This window comes from Kitasatospora sp. NPDC015120, assembly GCF_043080305.1.
Taxonomy (GTDB): domain Bacteria; phylum Actinomycetota; class Actinomycetes; order Streptomycetales; family Streptomycetaceae; genus Kitasatospora.
Genome location: NZ_JBIBVJ010000008.1, coordinates 109,092 through 126,426 on the forward strand (window position 1 = coordinate 109,092; position 17,335 = coordinate 126,426).

The 17,335-nt window shown below is 74.0% G+C and carries 13 protein-coding genes and 1 pseudogene; 12 read left to right on the forward strand and 2 right to left on the reverse strand.

What is annotated here, in order from left to right; genetic code table 11:
- Positions 1 to 31: 31 nt before the first annotated feature.
- The 12 genes from ACF1AK_RS20465 (at position 32) to ACF1AK_RS20520 (ending at position 13,979) form a co-directional block, all read left to right on the forward strand.
- Positions 32 to 607 (forward strand): TetR family transcriptional regulator, encoded by a 576-nt coding sequence (locus ACF1AK_RS20465; RefSeq protein ID WP_380289538.1) that lies wholly within the window; start codon positions 32 to 34, stop codon positions 605 to 607.
- Positions 608 to 1,108: 501 nt separating this feature from the next.
- Positions 1,109 to 2,353, forward strand: coding sequence for an NAD(P)/FAD-dependent oxidoreductase (locus ACF1AK_RS20470; RefSeq protein WP_391500216.1), 1,245 nt, complete (start codon positions 1,109 to 1,111; stop codon positions 2,351 to 2,353).
- A gap of 111 nt (positions 2,354 to 2,464) precedes the next feature.
- Entirely contained in the window at positions 2,465 to 2,818 is a 354-nt protein-coding gene (locus ACF1AK_RS20475; RefSeq protein WP_391500217.1) for a cupin domain-containing protein, read from the forward strand.
- On the forward strand, positions 2,815 to 4,437 hold the full coding sequence (locus ACF1AK_RS20480; RefSeq protein ID WP_391500218.1) for a class I tRNA ligase family protein: 1,623 nt from the start codon (positions 2,815 to 2,817) through the stop codon (positions 4,435 to 4,437). The genes ACF1AK_RS20475 and ACF1AK_RS20480 overlap by 4 nt, the downstream gene beginning before the upstream one ends.
- A 256-nt stretch (positions 4,438 to 4,693) precedes the next feature.
- Complete coding sequence (gene panD, locus ACF1AK_RS20485) at positions 4,694 to 5,071, forward strand: aspartate 1-decarboxylase (protein WP_391500219.1); 378 nt, start codon at positions 4,694 to 4,696, stop codon at positions 5,069 to 5,071.
- Between the two features lie 146 nt (positions 5,072 to 5,217).
- Entirely contained in the window at positions 5,218 to 6,561 is a 1,344-nt protein-coding gene (locus tag ACF1AK_RS20490; protein ID WP_391500220.1) for a SidA/IucD/PvdA family monooxygenase, read from the forward strand.
- On the forward strand, positions 6,558 to 7,652 hold the full coding sequence (locus tag ACF1AK_RS20495) for an NAD(P)/FAD-dependent oxidoreductase (RefSeq protein ID WP_391500221.1): 1,095 nt from the start codon (positions 6,558 to 6,560) through the stop codon (positions 7,650 to 7,652). Before ACF1AK_RS20490 ends, ACF1AK_RS20495 begins: the two co-directional genes overlap by 4 nt.
- Complete coding sequence (locus tag ACF1AK_RS20500) at positions 7,649 to 9,157, forward strand: hypothetical protein (protein ID WP_391500222.1); 1,509 nt, start codon at positions 7,649 to 7,651, stop codon at positions 9,155 to 9,157. Before ACF1AK_RS20495 ends, ACF1AK_RS20500 begins: the two co-directional genes overlap by 4 nt.
- Before the next feature lie 5 nt (positions 9,158 to 9,162).
- The gene (locus ACF1AK_RS20505) at positions 9,163 to 10,134 is read left to right on the forward strand and encodes a lactoylglutathione lyase (RefSeq protein ID WP_391500223.1); all 972 of its coding nucleotides are present in this window, start codon (positions 9,163 to 9,165) and stop codon (positions 10,132 to 10,134) included.
- A gap of 119 nt (positions 10,135 to 10,253) precedes the next feature.
- On the forward strand, positions 10,254 to 10,580 hold the full coding sequence (fdxA, locus tag ACF1AK_RS20510; RefSeq protein ID WP_391500224.1) for a ferredoxin: 327 nt from the start codon (positions 10,254 to 10,256) through the stop codon (positions 10,578 to 10,580).
- Between the two features lie 10 nt (positions 10,581 to 10,590).
- Positions 10,591 to 12,738: an NAD(P)-dependent oxidoreductase gene (locus tag ACF1AK_RS20515; RefSeq protein WP_391500225.1), complete on the forward strand. Its 2,148-nt coding sequence runs from the start codon at positions 10,591 to 10,593 to the stop codon at positions 12,736 to 12,738.
- Positions 12,735 to 13,979, forward strand: coding sequence for a cytochrome P450 (locus ACF1AK_RS20520; protein WP_391500226.1), 1,245 nt, complete (start codon positions 12,735 to 12,737; stop codon positions 13,977 to 13,979). The genes ACF1AK_RS20515 and ACF1AK_RS20520 overlap by 4 nt, the downstream gene beginning before the upstream one ends.
- Before the next feature lie 1,424 nt (positions 13,980 to 15,403).
- On the opposite strand, the gene ACF1AK_RS20525 is transcribed toward ACF1AK_RS20520, so the two are convergent.
- On the reverse strand, positions 15,404 to 15,811 hold the full coding sequence (locus tag ACF1AK_RS20525; RefSeq protein WP_391500384.1) for a hypothetical protein: 408 nt from the start codon (positions 15,809 to 15,811) through the stop codon (positions 15,404 to 15,406).
- A 126-nt stretch (positions 15,812 to 15,937) separates the two neighbouring features.
- A pseudogene (locus tag ACF1AK_RS20530) lies at positions 15,938 to 16,219 on the reverse strand (acyl-CoA thioesterase domain-containing protein); the annotation flags it as partial.
- Positions 16,220 to 17,335: the final 1,116 nt, after the last annotated feature.

Consider the following 17,335-nt stretch of genomic DNA (forward strand, 5'->3'; position numbering starts at 1 on the left):
CCTTCGGAGTCATCAGATGCAGGAACGAGCAGTGCGAACCCGAATCGCCCTGGTACACGCAGCCGCCGCGGAGTTCGACCGGCACGGCTATGCGGGCACGTCCATGCTGCAGGTGTGCAAAGCGGCGGGCATCACCACCGGTGCGCTCACCTTCCACTTCGGTTCCAAGGGTGAGCTGGCGGACGCCGTGCAGGATCTGGGGCGCAGTGCCGTTCGCGCCGCGGTGGAGCGGGTGACGGCGCGTCCGGCTCCCGCGCTGGACCTGATCGTGGAGCTGACGATGCGTCTGGCGGGTCTGCTGGAGGACGACATCGCGGTGCGCTCGGCCGCGCGGCTGACGCGGGAGCGTCCCGAGGGGCGTCTGAGCCTGTCGGCGTCCTGGCTGCCGACGGTCAGCCGGCTGGCCGATCATGCCCACCATGCGGGGCAGTTGCGGGTCGGTACCTCGCCGGCGGCGCTGGCCGCGCTGGTGTCCTACCTGCTCACGGGGGCCGAGGACCGCACGCGGGCGGCGTTGGGGGGCACGGGGCGTCCGGATGCCGTGCAGCAGGTGCAGCAGATCTGGGGGATCGCGTTGCCGGGGATCTGCGCCGAGCGCGGGGTGTGAGCGCGGGCGCCCGGGCGGCGGGGCCGGGCGCGGGCGGACGGGCTCCGGGCGGTCCGGGCGGTCCGGGCGCCGGGTGATCCGGCGCCGGGCCGTCGGGCGCGCGGGTGATCCGGCGCGGCCCGGGTTGGACGGGTGGGCGGGGGGCGCCCGGGTGCGCCGGGCGCGGTGTGCGCCGGGCGGCGGGCGGCGGGGCGCGGTGTGCGGCGGGGCGCGGGCGGGGGTGGGCGCAACGCGCGGACAACCGTGTGGCCGGCGGGGCCCGTGCGCCCGCGCACGACCCCTGCGCATTGCCGTGGCCGCAATGGCGGCGCAGCGTGCGCCGCGGGCCGGGAAATGGCGCGCGGTGACCCAAAGTGGACGACGAGTGTCACGTCCTCGTCTCGTCCCCGCCTGCCGCGGCGGCGAGGATTCCATCCACCACGAACTCGCGACCAGCGCGTCCGGCTGACTAATCCTCAGCCCTGTCCGGCATGCCTGCATTCATTTATCCAGGAGGATTCCATGGCGAAAGCCGAGCGCATGGACGTGGTCATCGTCGGTGGCGGGATCGCCGGATCCGCGCTCGCCGCGGCCCTGGCCGGCGACGGCCTCGATGTGCTGCTCCTGGAGCGGCAGGCCGTCTACCGGGACAAGGTCCGCGGCGAGGTGATCAACTGCTGGGGTGTCGCGGAACTCCTCGAACTCGGCCTGGAGGAGTGCATTCTCAAGGCCGGCGGCACCTACGTCGACCGGTTCATCGGATTCGACGAAATCGTCACCCCCGAAACCGCCCGCGCCAACGCCCTGCACCTGGACCGCCTGCTCCCCGGCATCCGCGGCGTCCTGGACGTCGGGCACCCCCAGGCGTGCGAGGCGCTGTCGCAGGCCGCCCGCCAGGCCGGGGCCACCGTCGTCAAGGGCGTGGGCGACGTCATCGTCGGCGCCGGCGCGCACCCGAGCGTGCGCTACGAGTACAACGACCAGGAGTACGAGGTGGAGTGCCGCCTGGTGGCGGGCGCCGACGGGCGGATGTCGACGGTGCGCCGCCAGCTGGGCCTGGGCCTCACCCAGACGCCGCCGAACTCGCTGGGCGGCGGCATGCTGGTGGAGGACCTGCACGCCTGGCCGGTGAACGTCACCTCCGTGGGCACCGAGGGCGACGTGCTGTACTTCGTCTTCCCCCGCGAGGGCGGGCGGGCCCGGCTGTACCTGCTGCACGACGTCGCGCAGAAGGGCCGCTTCTCCGGCCCCGAGCGCCACACCGAGTTCCTGCGGGCCTTCCGGCTCGACTGCCTGCCCGACAACGAGATGTTCGCCGCCTGCACGCCGAGCGCGGTCTGCGCGTTCTACCCGATGAACGACGCGTGGGCGGATGCGCCCAGCGCGCCGGGGGCCGTGCTGCTCGGGGACGCGGCCGGATGGACCGACCCGGTCATCGGCCAGGGCCTGTCCATCGCGCTGCGCGACGCGCGGATGGTGCGCGACGCGCTGCGCGCCTCGCCGTCCTGGGGGCCGGGCACCTTCGAGCCGTACACCCGCGAACGCGAGGTCCGCATGCACCGCCTGCGGATCTCCGCCTCGGTGCGCACCATGATGAACCTGACGTTCACCCCCCGTGGTGTGGCCCGCCGCCGCGCCTACGCCGAGGTGTGGCCCACCGACCCGCTGCTGGCGGGCTCGCGGCTGGCCACCTTCAAGGGTCCCTTCCACGTCCCCGCCGAGTCCTTCGAGCCCGAGGTCATCGAGCGCCTGTTCGCCCTGGGATGACCCGCCCCCCGGGCCGGCGCCGGCACCCCCGTGCCGCGGCCGGCCGGGCACCGCGCCCCTTCTTCTTCCTGCGGGCGCGGAACGCGCAGCACTCACGAGAGGAGACACCCCATGCACGTCAAGACAGCCTCCGGTGACGAACAGATCCGCAAGAACGGGTGCGACATCCGCCAGCTCTACCCGTGGGAGGGCGTCGTCACCCCGCCCTGGAACAGCACCCTGTGCTCCATCAGGCCCCAGGAGTCCAGCACCCCGCACGGCCACGACACCGACGAGACGTTCATCTTCGTCAGCGGCCACGGGCGGGCGCGGGTGGGCACCGAGGAGCGGGAGGTGGTGCCCGGCGATGTCATCTACATCCCCCACGGCACCGACCACATCGTCACCAACGACAGCGCCGAGCAGGCGCTGACCTTCGTCAGCATCTACTGGCTGCAGCCCGCCGGGCCCGGGGAGGACGCGTGAGCGGCGACAGCGCACACGCCACCCCCGGCGGCGGTGGTGGGCGGCGCCGGCGCGTGGACGTCACGTTCTCCCCGCCCACCCCCAACGGGGACCTGCACCTGGGACACCTGGCCGGGCCGGTGCTGGGCAGCGACGTGTGCGCCCGCGCCCAGAAGATCCAGGGCCACGACGTGGCGTTCGGCACCAGCACCGACGACAACCAGACCTACGTCGTCACCACCGCCCGGCGCCTGGGCACCGAACCCGAGGCCCTGATCCGCCAGGCCTTCGACGCCGTCACCAAGACCCTCGCCCTGGCGGGCGTGGAGGTCGACCTGTTCGAACGCCCCGACGCCGAGTACACCGCGTTCGTGGAGGGCTTCTTCACCCACCTGTGGCGCCACGGCGCGTTCGACCGCCGCGAGGTGGAGCTGCCCTACGACGAGGAGAGCGGCACCTACCTCGCCGAGGCGTTCGTCACCGGCCGCTGCCCCACCTGCCTGGCCCACGCCCGCGCCGGCGTCTGCGAGGCGTGCGGCCTGTACAACCTGCCCGGCGCGCTGCTGGCGGTGGGCGAGGGGGCGCTGCCCACCCGGAAGGTGTCGATCTGGGTCCTGGACCTGGAACGCCACCGCCCGCTGCTCACCCACTGGTACCGCTCCAGCGACATCCGCCTGCGCCCGGACCTGGAGAACGTGGTCACCCGCTCCCTGGCCGCGCCGCTGCCCTACATCCCCGTCACCTACCCCGGCACGTGGGGCATCGCGGTCGACTGGGACGGCCCCGACGCCCCGCCCCAGGCCGTCAACGCCTGGCCGGAGATCTACGTCGGCCACCTGTACTGGCTGCGGCGCGCCCGCGACAACCGGCGCGAGAACATCGACGAACTGGTGCAGTTCATCGGCATCGACAACGGCTTCTACAACGCGTTCGTGTACGTGGCCCTGTCGCTGCTGGCCGCACGCCACGGCCTGCCCGTCGAACTGCCCGCCACCCGCACCCTCACCAACCAGTACTACCTGCTGGAGGGGCGCAAGTTCTCCACCAGCAAGGGCGACGTGCGCTGGGCCGGGGAGTTCCTGGAGGCCTACGGACGCGACCGCACCCGCTTCGTGCTGTCGCTCACCAGCCCCGAACTGCAGCAGTCCGAGTTCAGCGAGCCGGTGGCCGACTCCACCCTCGCCGCCCGTTTCGACACCCCGCTGGCGACGATCGCCGCCACCCTCACCGCCGCCCTGGCCGGACACCGCGCCGACCACGAGCCCTCCGCCTGGTGGACCACCGCCCTGACCGCCAGCCGCCGGCGCTTCGAACAGGCCTACCACGCGCAGACGTTCTCCGTGCGCAAGGCCGCCGAGGCCCTCGCCCTGCACCTGGAGGTCCTCGCCCTGCGCTGCGCCGACCTCGACACCCAGGACCCCGCCGAGACCAGCGGCGCCCTGCGGTTCCTGTGGACGCTGCACACCCTGGCCTGGCCCCTGACCCCGGACCTCGCCGAACAGGTCGCCGCCGCCTTCGGCGCGCCCCTGGCCACCGGCGTCCCGCCCCTGCTCGCCGACCTCGACCGCCTCCCGCCGGCCCCCTTCGCCGGCCTCACGGCCCCCCTGCCCCCCGCACCCCGGGACACCCGCACCCCCTGACCCCCCCCCGGGCGGGACGCCCCGGCACCCCCACCCCCGGGCAGCACCCCCCCCGGGGGCGAACCACCCGCGCGGGCGCCCCGAGGCCGCCAGGGGGGCGTCCCGGAGGGGGGCGTCCCGGAGGGGGGAGCGTCCCGGAGGGGGCATCCCCGGGGGGGCATCCCGGCCCCCCGGGGGGGCTCGCGGTCCCTTCTTCTTCCGCCCACCTGTCCCGTGCCGACCGGCACACCCCACGCCGCAAGGGAGACGACGCATCATGCAGCGCACCTTCATGCACTCCAAGATTCACCGCGCCACCGTCACCGACAGCAACCTCAACTACGTCGGGTCGATCACCATCTCCCCGGAACTCCTCGAAGCCGCCGGCATCGGCGTCTACGAACTCGTCCACGTCGTCAACGTCAACAACGGCGCCCGCTTCGAGACGTACACCATCCTCGACGACTCCCCCAACCCGCCCGCCGGGCAGATCGTCGTCAACGGCGCCGCCGCCCGCCTCGTGCAGACCGGCGACAAGGTCATCATCATCAGCTACGCGCAGCTGACCGACGAGGAGCGCACCGACTTCAAGTCCCGGGTCGTGCACGTCAACGACGCCAACGAGATCACCGAGACCGCCCTGCTGAGCGCCTGAGCGAACCCCCGCCCGCCCCGCCGGGAGCAGCAAGCCCCCCGGTCCCCCGGGGGCAGGACACCCCACCCCCCGTTCCGCGTGTGCCGGGTGCCTGCCCCCGGGGCCGGACCCTGCTGCGCACGCGACAAGTTGAGGATGCGTGAGTAGTGAAGACGAACAAGGTTCACCCCATCCTGGGCATCGGGTTCGGACCGGCGAACCTCTCCCTGGCCGTCGCGCTCGACGAACTCGGCCGCCCCGACGACGCCCACTTCCTCGAACGCTCACCGGGCTTCCAGTGGCAGGACGAGCAGCTGCTGCCCGGAACCGACATCCAGAACAACCCGTTCCGCGACCTGGTCATGCAACGCAACCAGGACAGCCCCTACACGTTCATCAAGTACCTCGCCTCACGCGGCGCCCTGACCGACTACCTCCACCTCAACGCCAAGTTCCCGCTGCGCCGCGAGTACGCCGGCTACCTCGCCTGGGTCGCCCAGTCCTTCGCCACGCACGTCGACTACGGGCAGAGCGTGCACACCCTCGCCCTGGTGGAGGACAGCGACGGCGGCGAGCTGTTCTGCGTGCGCACCCACGAGGGCGCCCGCTACCTCGCCGAGACCGTCGTCGTGGGAACCGGCCGCTCCCCGCGCATCCCCGCCCCCTTCCGCACCGCCACCGCCACCGCGGCGGGCGTCTTCCACTCCACCCGCTACCTGTCCTCCATCGAGGCCCTCGCCGCACGCGACATCCGCGTGGCGGTGGTCGGCGCCAGCCAGAGCGCCATCGAGATCGTCCTGGACCTGCTGGCCCGCCCCAACGTGCGCCAGGTCACCTCCATCCACCGCGGCATCGGCTTCCGCCTCAAGGACACCAGCCCCTACAGCCGCCAGGTGTTCCTGCCCGAATTCGTCGACTACTTCCACCCCCTGCCCTCCGCCACCCGCCGGCGCCTGCGCGCGGAACTGCGCTCCATCAACTACGCCGCCTGCGACCAGGACGTCATCGACCGCCTCGTCGGCCTGCAACGCGAATACGAACTCACCGGCAGCGACCGGCTGCGCCTGGCGCCCTTCACCGAGGTCACCGCCGTGGACACCGCACCCGGCGGCGGGCACCGCCTGAGCGTCCACGACGTCAACCACCTCACCCGCGACACCATCGACGCCGACATCGTCGTCCTGGCCACCGGCTTCAAGGACTTCGGCACCGGCGCCCACGACGAGCGCTACCACCCCCTGCTCGAAGGCCTCGCCCACCGCCTGCCCCTGGACGACGACGGCATCCCCGTCGTGGAACGCGACTACTCCATCACCCTCAAGGCCTCCGCCAGCGCCCCGCGCCCGCTGAAGGTCTACCTCAACGGCCTGTGCGAGGCCAGCCACGGCATGGGCGACGCCGGCGCCCTCGCCATGCTCTCCGTGCGCGCCGCCGACGTCACCGCCTCCCTGCTGCACCTGCACGAGGACGGCAGGGCCCCGCGCAGGGCGGCCGAACGGGTCCTGCAGTGAGCACCGCCCCCGCCGCGGACATCGCCGTCGTCGGCGCCGGCATCATCGGCCTGGCCACCGCCGAACGCCTCGCCGCCCACGGCGCACGCGTCGTCCTCATCGACGACACCGGCGCCACCGGCGGCGCCACCAGCGCCTCCGGCGGCCTCGTCCGCGCCTTCGACCCCACCGCCACCCACGCCGCCTGGGCCGCCGAAGGCTGCACCACCTACCGCCACCGCGGACACCACGGCACCTGGCCGCACCTGCGCGCCCACGGCAGCCTCACCCTCCTGGAGCGCGACACCCTCACCACCGCCCGCCCCGCCCTCGCCACCGCCCACGCCGCCGGCCACACCGCCCACGTCCTGGACGCCCGCCAGATCACCCGCCACTTCCCCGCCCTGCGCGTACCCGACCACCTCCTGGCCGTCCACGAACCCCACGCCGGCTGGCTGCCCGCCCCCGACCTCACCCGCGCCCTGCTGCGCGAAACCACCACCCACCCCGCCACCCGCCTGCTCACCACCCGCGCCACCGCCCTGCTCACCCGCCCCGGCCGGCGACGCGTGCACGGCGTCCACACCACCTCCGGGCCCGTCCACGCCGACGCCGTCCTGCTCGCCGCCGGCGCCGCCAGCACCCCCCTGGCCGCCACCGCCGGCATCCACCTGCCCCTGACCACCCGCGCCGTCGGCTACTGCCTCTTCCACATCGACGACACCACCCACCTCACCCACCTGCCCACCCTCGTCGACACCACCACCGGAGCCTGGCTGCGCCGCTGGGACGACGACCACACCGTCCTCGCCGGCGTGCACAGCACCCGCACCGACGTCCCCCCCACCGTGCGCCACCACGTCACCCCCGACGAGGAACACCGCATCCGCACCGTCGTCCGCGAACGCTTCCCCCCGCTCGCCCACGCCCGCGCCGTCGGCGGCGTCAGCGCCTACGACGCCCTCATCCCCCACACCCCCGCCACCGTCACCCGCTGGAACGACGCCCCGGGCCTGGTCACCGCCGTCGGCTGGAACGGAGGCGGCCTCAAACTCGCCCCCGCCGTCGCCCGCCACACCGCCACCGAACTCCTCAAGGCGGCCACCCGATGACCGACACCGACTCCTGGCGCCTCAACCCCACCGACGAAATGCTCCACCACACCGCCCACACCCTCGGCTCCACCCGCATCGTCCAGGTCCTGTGGCACACCCCCGAACCCCTGCCCGCCCACGCCCTCGACGCCCTGTGGCAACGCCTGGACCGCGGACTGCTCAGCCGCCGCGCCCACCACCCCCGCCTGCCCGGCGCCCGCCGCGCCTGGAAACCCGCCACCAACACCGACCCCCCGCACCACGACACCCTCCCCCTCACCCCCGCCACCGCCCCCCACTGGATCGACGACCAGATCCGCACCCCCCTGCCGGCCGGCTCCACCCGCCTGTGGCACCTCGCCTGCGCCCCCTACGACGGCGGCCACCTCATCTCCCTGACCGTGCCCCACTTCCTCAGCGACGGCCTGGGCATCCTCAACGCCCTCGCCACCACCACCCCCGCCCACCCCCCCACCGGATGGCGCCACAGCGACACCGCCGACGCCCTGCGCCAGGCCACCCGCGCCGCCCGGCACACCACCCGCTGGACCCTGGACCTCGCCACCGACCCCCACCTGCGCACCACCCTCACCACCGCCCTGCACCCCGGACACCGCACCCCGGACACAACCACCGGCGGCACAGCGGGCGGCGCAGCGGGCAGGAGCACGGACGGCACGGCGCGCGGGGTCGCGGACGGAGCGGCGGACGGAGCTGCGGGCGGGGTCGCGGACGGAGCGGCGAGCAGGGACGCGGACGGCACGGCGAGCGGAGCTGCGGGCGGAGTTGCGGGCGGGGTCGGGGGCGGGTCGCAGCCGCGGTTCTTCACCACCGCCGTCCTCGACATCGACGCCCACGCCTGGGAGGAACGGGCCCGCGCCCACGGCGGCACCGTCAACAGCCTCTTCCTGGAGATCGCCGCCAACCTCCTGCGCGCCCGCCTGCCCCGCGCCGCCCACGACGCCATCACCCTCGGCATCCCCATGAACCTGCGCCGCACCGACGGCGACGAACGCGCCAACGCCCTGGTCGTCCTGCCCCTGCCCCTGCCCGGCGGCCCCCCGCGCCACGACGACCTGCACCCCACCCGCCGCGCCACCAAACACCTCCTGCAGACCTCCGGCGCCCACACCACCACCCTCGTCCCCGAACCCCTGTGGCACCTGCTGCCCCACCGCCTGGCCACCCGCCTGAAGAACCCCGGCGCCCAGCAGACCGACGCCGTCGCCTCCAACTTCGGCGACATCCCCGACGCCGTCGCCCGCTGCGCCGGCCTCCCGGCCACCCGCATGGCCCTGCGCACCATGAACATCCCCGGCCTGGTCCCCGAACGCGCCCGCCTGCGCGCCTCACTGTGCCTGGCCCGCCTGGGCCCGCACATGACCCTGACCGTCACCGCCATGCCCGACCACTTCGGCACCCGCGACCACCTGCAGCACCTGGTCACCGAGGAACTCACGGCCTGGGGACTGACCGCACGACCGTGGTGGCCGGCCCCCGTGGCCACGACGAAGGAGAACTGACCCCCGTGCCCACCCCCGTACCCACCAGGCCCGCCCACCCCGAACGCTGGTTCCGCACCCGCCCCGACTCCTCGGTCCTCACCCGCCCCCGCCTGCTGGCCCGCTCACTCATCCACGCCACCGACCTCGACGACCACATCGCCTTCTACGAACACCTGCTCCACGTGGACGCCGATCTACGCATGCCCATCCCCGACTTCGGCGGCCTGGAACTGGCCGCCGTCGGCAACCTCCTGCTGATCGCCAGCGAACGCCCCTTCACCCCCGTGCAACGCCGCACCGCCTACTCCCTGATCGTGCCCTCCCTCACCGCCCAGCTCACCCTCCTGCACACCACCGCCACCACCGTCCTCGAAGCCCCCGAACCCATCCTCCCCGGAGCCCGCGCCCGCGTGCGCTACCCCGACGGCCAACTCGCCGAACTCGTCGAACACCGCCCCTACCACGGCGAACAACCCCGCACCCGCCCCCGCACCGACAACGCCACCCACGACAACGCCACCCACGGCAACAACGGCAACGACAGCGGCAGCAGCAGCAGTGACGGTGACGGTGACGGTGACGGTGGCCGTGCCGGCGGCGAGGGCGGCGGTTGCGCGGCGCGCGACGGGGCACCGCGGCTGCTGGTACGCCGCGCCGTGCCCGAGGAGGAGTTCACCACCACGCTGCGCCTCTACGAACACCTGCTGCAGGCCCCCGCCCTCGCCGCCCCCGCACCCGCCGGCCCCCGCCCCGCACACGCCGCCCTCATCGGCGACCTCCTGCTCGTCGCCCGCACCACCCCCGACCCCGCACCCTGCCCCACCGCCCTCGTCCTGCCCGCCACCCCGCCCCCGACCACACCCGCCACCGGCACCGGCACCGCGGACGGGACCGGGGCCCGGGCCGGATACGGCGAGAGCGCGGACGGGAACACGGTGCTGCTCGCCGGAGGCGTGCGCGCCGAACTCTGGCACAGCCCCCGCCCACCGCACTGACACCACACCCGCAGCACCCGCAACACAACGCCCGCGAGCAGCACCCCCGGCACCGCCACGCACCACCCCGCCCCGCACCCCCCCTTTCCCGCTGTCCGGACCTGTGGAGGATCGCCACCATGGCCTTCGTCATCGCCCAGCCCTGCGTGGACGTCAAGGACAAGGCGTGCATCGAGGAATGCCCCGTCGACTGCATCTACGAGGGCCCGCGCAAGATGTACATCCACCCCGGCGAATGCGTCGACTGCGGCGCCTGCGAACCCGTCTGCCCCGTCGAGGCCGTCTACTACGAGGACGCCGTACCGGCCCCGTGGACCCTCTACACCACCGCCGAACGCGAGTTCGCCCACGGCCTCGGCTCCCCCGGCGGCGCCGCGGCCACCGAACCCGCCACCAGCGACCACCCCGCGATCGCCGCCCTGCCGCCCGCCCCCGCGGACAGCTGAGACCACCACCATGACCACGCCCGTCGTCCTCGTCACCGACGACCTCGCACCCGCCGCCCTGGACGCGCTGGGCCCCTGCGTGCAGGTCCGCCGCGTCCCCGCCGGCGACCGCGCCGCCCTGCTCGCGGGCGCCAGCGGCGCGCACGCGCTCCTGGCCGGCCCCGGCACCGACGTCGACGCCGCCGTGATCACCGCCGCCCGCGACCTGACCGTCCTCGCCCGCTACGACACCGCCCCCCACGACAACACCGACATCCCCGCCGCCACCCGCGCCGGCATCACGGTCCTGACCCCGCCCGCCCCCCGGGCCCTGTCCGTCGCCGAACTCACCTGCGGCCTGATCATCGCCGCCGCCCGCCACATCCCCCAGGCCCACACCGACCTCACCACCGGCACCTGGAACCGCGGCGCCCACACCGGCACGGAACTGCTCGGCAAAACCCTCGGCCTGGTGGGCCTGGGCAGCGCCGCACGCCTGGTCGCCCTGCGCATGTCCGCATTCGGCATGCACGTCCTCGCCCACGACCCCACCCACCCCCCGGACACGACGGACACCGCAAGCACAGCAGGCACCGCGGGCACGGCAGGCGCGACGGGCGCGACGGGAGCGGCAGGCACGACGGGCACAACGGGCGCGACGGGCACGACGGGAGCGGCAGGCGCGACGGGCACGGCAGGCGCGACGGGAACGACGGGAGCGGCAGGCACCGCGGGCACGACGGGAGCGGCAGGCACCGCGGGCGCGACGGGAGCGGCAGGCGCGACGGGAACGACGGGAGCGGCAGGCACCGCGGGCACGACGGGCACGACGGGAGCGGCAGGCACGACGGGCACAGCGGGCACGACGGGCGCGACGGGAGCGGCAGGCACCGCGGGCGCGACGGGAGCGGCGGGCACGACGGGAGCGGCAGGCACGACGGGCGCGACGGGAGCGGCGGGCACAGCGGGAGTGGCGGGAGCGGCGGCCCCGGCGGGGGTCCGCACCGTGACGCTGGAGGACCTGCTCGCCACCTGCGACGTCATCACCCTCCACGAACCCGCCCACCCCGGCGCCCCCACCGTCCTGGACCACGACCACCTGCGACGGGTCAAACCCACCGCACTGATCGTCAGCGCCGAACGGGACGGCGCCGTCGACCACGACGCCCTGGCCCGGGCCCTGGCCGAAGGACGCATCGCCGGCGCCGCCCTGGACCTTCCGGCCGCTCCCCCCACCCCCCTGGCCGCCCGCCTGAGCGCCCACCCCCGCGTCGTGGCCACCCCCGCCCTCGCCACCCGCACCACCGAAGCCCGCGAACGCGCCCACACCGAGGCCGCCCGCGCACTGCGCCACGCCCTGCAGTGCGTCCACGACCCGGGCCCGGCGAGCGTCAACCTCCCCGGCGCCGGCACCCACCCCCAGGTCACCGCGTTCGTGCCCCTCGCCCGCCACCTGGGCCGCATCCTCACCGCCCTCGGCGACGGCACACCCCCCCGGGCCCTGCGGATCACCACCCACGGCGACCTCGCCCACCACGACACCCGCCTGCTGCACGCCGCCGCCCTCGCCGGCGTCCTCGACGACCTCGCCGGCGAACGCGTCACCCCCGTCAACGCCCCCCTCATCGCCCACGACCACCACATCGCCGTCCACCCCGCCACCGCCGCCCCCTGCCCGCTGCACCACAACGCCCTGAGCGTGCGCGCCCACCACCGCGACGGCCGCACCACGACCGTGCGCGCCACCGTCACCGGCCCCCGCGCACGCCACCGGCTCACCGGCCTCGACGACCACGACCTCGACCTCGCCCTCGACACCCCCGCCCACCTGCTCCTGCTGCGCTACAAGGACACCCCCGGCATGATCGGCGCCTTCGGCCGCGTCCTGGGCGAACTGGACCTCACCATCACGCGCATGCAGGTCTCCCGGACCACCGAAGGCGGCGAAGCACTCGCCGCCATCACCCTCGACCACCCCACCACCCCCACCACCCACAGCGCCCACAGCGCCCACACCGCCCGCGGGGGCGACGGCGCCCGGGGCGGCCCGGTGGCGCGTACCGCCGCCGGCGCCCTCGGCGCCCTGAGGGCCGCCGGCCCCGGCGTGCACACCGCCGGGGCCGTCGACCTCACCGACCGCCACCACCCCACACCACCGCACACGGAGGTTCCGTCATGACGGACGCCACGGCCTGCCCCGTCCACCACAGCTTCGACCCCCTGGGCGAGGCCTACATCGCCGACCCCTACCCGATCCTGACCGGGGTGCGCGAGGAGACCGCCGCCTTCTACGCCCCCTCCATCGACATGTGGGTGATCACCCGCTTCGACGACATCCAGGCCGCCCTGATGGACCCCGCGACGTTCTCCGCCGCCGTCGGACAACGCCCCGTCTTCCCCCTGTCCGAGGAAGCGCAGTCCATCATCAAGGCCGGCTTCCACGCCTACCCCGTCATGTCGGACTGCGACCCGCCCCGCCACACCCGCATACGCCGCCACAACCAGAAATCGTTCTCCGCCCGCCGCATCTCCGCCCTGGAACCGAAGGTCTGGGCCAAGGCCGAGGAACTCCTCGACGCCGTCGAACCCGGATCCGGGACCGTCGACCTCGTCTCCGCCCTGACCTACCCCCTGCCCGCCTACATGATCTTCACCTTCATCGGCTTCCCCGACGAGGACATGGACATGCTGAAGTCGTGGTGCGGCAACCGCATCGCCTTCAGCTGGGGCCGCCCCAGCCCCGAGGAACAACGCGACATCGCCTCCAACATGGTCAACTACTGGCAGTACTGCGAGGAATTCGTCGCCAAACGCCTCGCCGAACCCGTCGACGACTTCACCAGCGACCTCATCCGCATCCACCAGGCCGACCCCGAGAGCCTGCCCGTCTCCGACATCACCAACGTCGCCTACGGCCTCAGCTTCGCCGGCCACGAAACCACCACCAGCTTCACCGGCAACGCCATCCGCCGCCTGCTCGTCAACCGCCCCCAATGGGACGACCTGTGCGCCGACCGCACCCTCATCCCCCAGGCCGTCGAGGAAATCCTGCGCTACGACAGCAGCATCCCCGCCTGGCGGCGCATCACCACCCGCCCCGTCACCGTCGGCACCACCGACATCCCCGCAGGCGCCAAAATCCTCCTCCTCCTCGGCGCCGCCAACCGCGACACCAAACACTTCGAAGACCCCGAAACCTTCAACGTCCACCGCGACGACTCCCGCAAACACCTCGCCTTCGGCCAAGGCATCCACTACTGCATCGGCGCCCCCCTCGCCCGCATGGAAGCACGCATCGCCCTCGACCTCCTCACCCAACGCGCCCCCGCCATCCGCCTCGTCGACAACCAGGACTTCGACTTCCCCGCCAACGTCTCCTTCCGCGGCCCCCGCAAACTCCTCGTCCACTGGCCCCACTAACCCACCACCCACCCACCGGCCGGCCGGGGCCCAGGGCCCGCAGAGGCAGCCCCGGAGGCCGGACAGCCAACAGGCAACCGGCAAGCAGGCCGGCCGGCAGGAGCCGAGGGAGGCGGCAGACGGACAGACGACCGGCGGGCCGACGGCCGGCGGGCCGACGGCCGGCGGGCGACGGGCGACGGGCGACGGGCGACGGGCGACGGGCGGCCAACGGGAAAGCTCCTCCTCCACTGCCCCCACCGCCCAACCCGCCATCGGCCACCGGCCCTTCCACCGCCCCCCGGCCCACAACAACGAGCGAGCGGCAGCGGAAGGCCACCGCCAACCGGCCACCACCCCGCACAGACCACAACAGACCCCCGACGGCAGGCCGCCGACAGGCGGGCGGCCAACCGGAGGTCAGCCGACCGGAGGTCAGGCCGGTAGACCGCCCGGGAACCTGGCGGCCAGGGATTGAGGATCGAACCGCAGGCAGGCAGGCGGCCGGGGGCGGGGGTTGGGGGGCAGGCGGCAGGCGGCCGACGGGTGGCCAGCGGCAGACGGGGACCGGGGGCCGGCCAAACGGGAAAGCCCCTCGCCCACCGGCCCCGGCCCCCGCCCACCACCCACCACCCACCACTGGCAACCGGCAACTCACCACCGGCCCTTCCCCGCCGCCCGCCCACAACAGCGAGCCGGCGCCAGAGGAGGGAACCGACAAGCCACCGCCATCCGACCACCAGCCGCACAGACCACCACAGGCCACCAACGGCAAGCCACCAGCAGACGGCCAACCGTCAGACAGGGGCCGGCGGACGGGCGGGTCCGCAGGCCGGACAGTCGACAGGCAACCGGCGAGCAGGCGAGGCCGACAGCCAGGGGCCGAGGATCAGCCGGACAGCCGGCCAACGGGCGACGGGCGGCCAACGGGAACGCTCCTCCTCCACTGCCCCCACCGCCCAACCCGCCATCGGCCACCGGCCCTTCCACCGCCACCCGCCCACAACGGCCAGGCGGCGGTGGAGGGAGCCACCCACCGGCCACCACCACCCGACACCACCCGACAACACCAGGCCACCGCCAACCGGCCACCACCCGCACAGACCACAACAGACCCCTGACGGCAGGCCGCCGACAGACGGGCGGCCGACGGCCAGGGGCCGGGCGGGCAGGCGGCCAGGGAGCCGGGCAGCCAGGGGCCAGGGGGTCGGCAGGGCAGGCAGGCGGCCAGAAGCGAGGGTCGGGCGGCCAGGGACAGGCGGGTGGCCGGCAGCAGGCGGAGGCCGGGGGCCGGGCCAAGCGGGAAAGCCCCTCGCCCACCGGCCCCACTGACCCCCGGCCCACCACCCCCCGCCGGCCCTTCCCCCGATGGCAGGCCGCCGACGGGCGGCCTGCCATCGGGGGTCCAGGCGGGGGCCGGGCGGTCGGGGCCGGGGTGGGTGGGGTCAGCGTTCGTCGACCAGCAGTGTCTGCAGCACCCGCCCGCACTGCCCCGTCTCGTCCGCCAGCACCCCCTCGGCCAGACCCCCACCCCCCGCGGCGGCCGCCGTCGCCGACCGCAGACACAACCACGACCCCACCGGATCACGGTGCACCAGCAACGTCACATCCGTGTTGATGACGAACCGCCGATGATGATCCAACTCGAACGCCACCGCCCAGCTGCTGTCCGCCAGCACCAGCGCACGCGTCAACGGCGTGTCCCCATGACCGGCCAGCAACGGAACACGCTGCCGCGCCCACACCACCCCCGGCCCCCGCACATCGAAACCCCCACCCTCCTCGAACCGCCACTCCATCGCCGCGAGATAACCCTCCCGATGAGCCCCGGCCATCACCGCCGCCGGCTGCACCCCCGGCAACCGCCCCACCCCCGCCCCCGGCGCCAGCAACGGCGTGTCCCCCGGACTCGCCACCAACCGCCACGCCCGCGCCAACGCCACCGTCCGCCCCCCACAGACGATCTCACCCTCCAACAACTCCGCACGCCGCCCCGAACGCACCGTACGCACCTTCACCCGAAGATCCGCCACCGGCACCGCCCGCACCAACTCCACCGTCACCCGCGCGATCCGCAACCCCTCCCTCGGCCGGTGACGCTCCATCACCCACCCCAACAACGCCGACGGCGGCCCCCCATGCTGAAACTTCGCACTCCACGGCCCCGCCGTCGCCGGACCACTCGCAAACACCCCCCCACCCAACTCCTCGTAGAACGCCCCACCATCCCCCACCGACACAACCCCGCCACCCACGAACACCAACTCCCTTCACACACACGAAACTTCCCACCACACGACCCCGACCACCGCACAACGCCGAGACCCCCACCAACCCACACCCACACCCCACCCCGCAAGAGCACAACCACCGAACCCCAAAAGCCCCCACACCCCGGCGACACCACACCCGAAAGAGCACGCGGCCACGAAAGGACCCCCACACCCCCGGCGACACCACACCCACAAGGACGCGCGAGCACGACCTCCGACACAGCGGACACAGCCGCACGACATCCCGCAAGGGCCGCCGCACACCGAACAGGGAACTCCCACACACCTGTGAAACCACGACCGGAAAGGCGAACGGATCCGGCCCCGGCTGCCCGACCGCACCACACCCAGAAGAGGACCGCAGATGCGCCAAGACCCCCATGCCCCCTGCGATGCCACGCACCGCAAGGGCCCCCGATCACAGGAACGTTCCCCCACACTGCCCCGTACCACCTACCGGAAGGGGTACCGGCTGCAGCCGCAAAGCACGCAGGGGCGCCCCGCCCACGAAACCGCCGAGACAAAGAAGTCCCCACACACCCCGGGCAGTTGCGGCCGGGAAGGTGTCGCGGGTGCGGCTCCGGCTCCGGCTCCGGCTCCGGCTCCGGCTCCGGCTCCGGCTCCGGCTCCGGCTCCGGCTCCGGCTGCCCGACGGCGCCGCGCCCAGGAGAGTTCCCTACTGCGCAAGCGTTCCCCGAACTGCCCCGCACCGCGTACCGGGAGGGTTGCCGGCTGCGGCTGCGGGCGCACGATGCCGCACCCGGGAGAACACGCGCACGCGGAAGCGATCCCACGCACCCTGGGATGCCGAGCCCGAGGAGGGCATGCGGGTGCGGCTTCCAGTGCGCGGTGATCCCGCGGCCGGGAGCGGGTGCGGCCGGGCCGCCACGCACCACCTCCTGCCGCGTCCCGGGAGAGTGCCGCGCATGCGGCTGCGGGCACGCAGTACCGCACCCGGGAGGGTTGCGGGCCGCCGAGGAAGCCCAGCGAACTGCGTGGCGCCGCACACCGGGAAGGATGTCGAGGGTGCGGCTCCGGGCACGCAGTACCGCGCCCGGGAGAGCACGCGCACGCGGGAGCGATCCCACGCCCCCTCGGATGCCG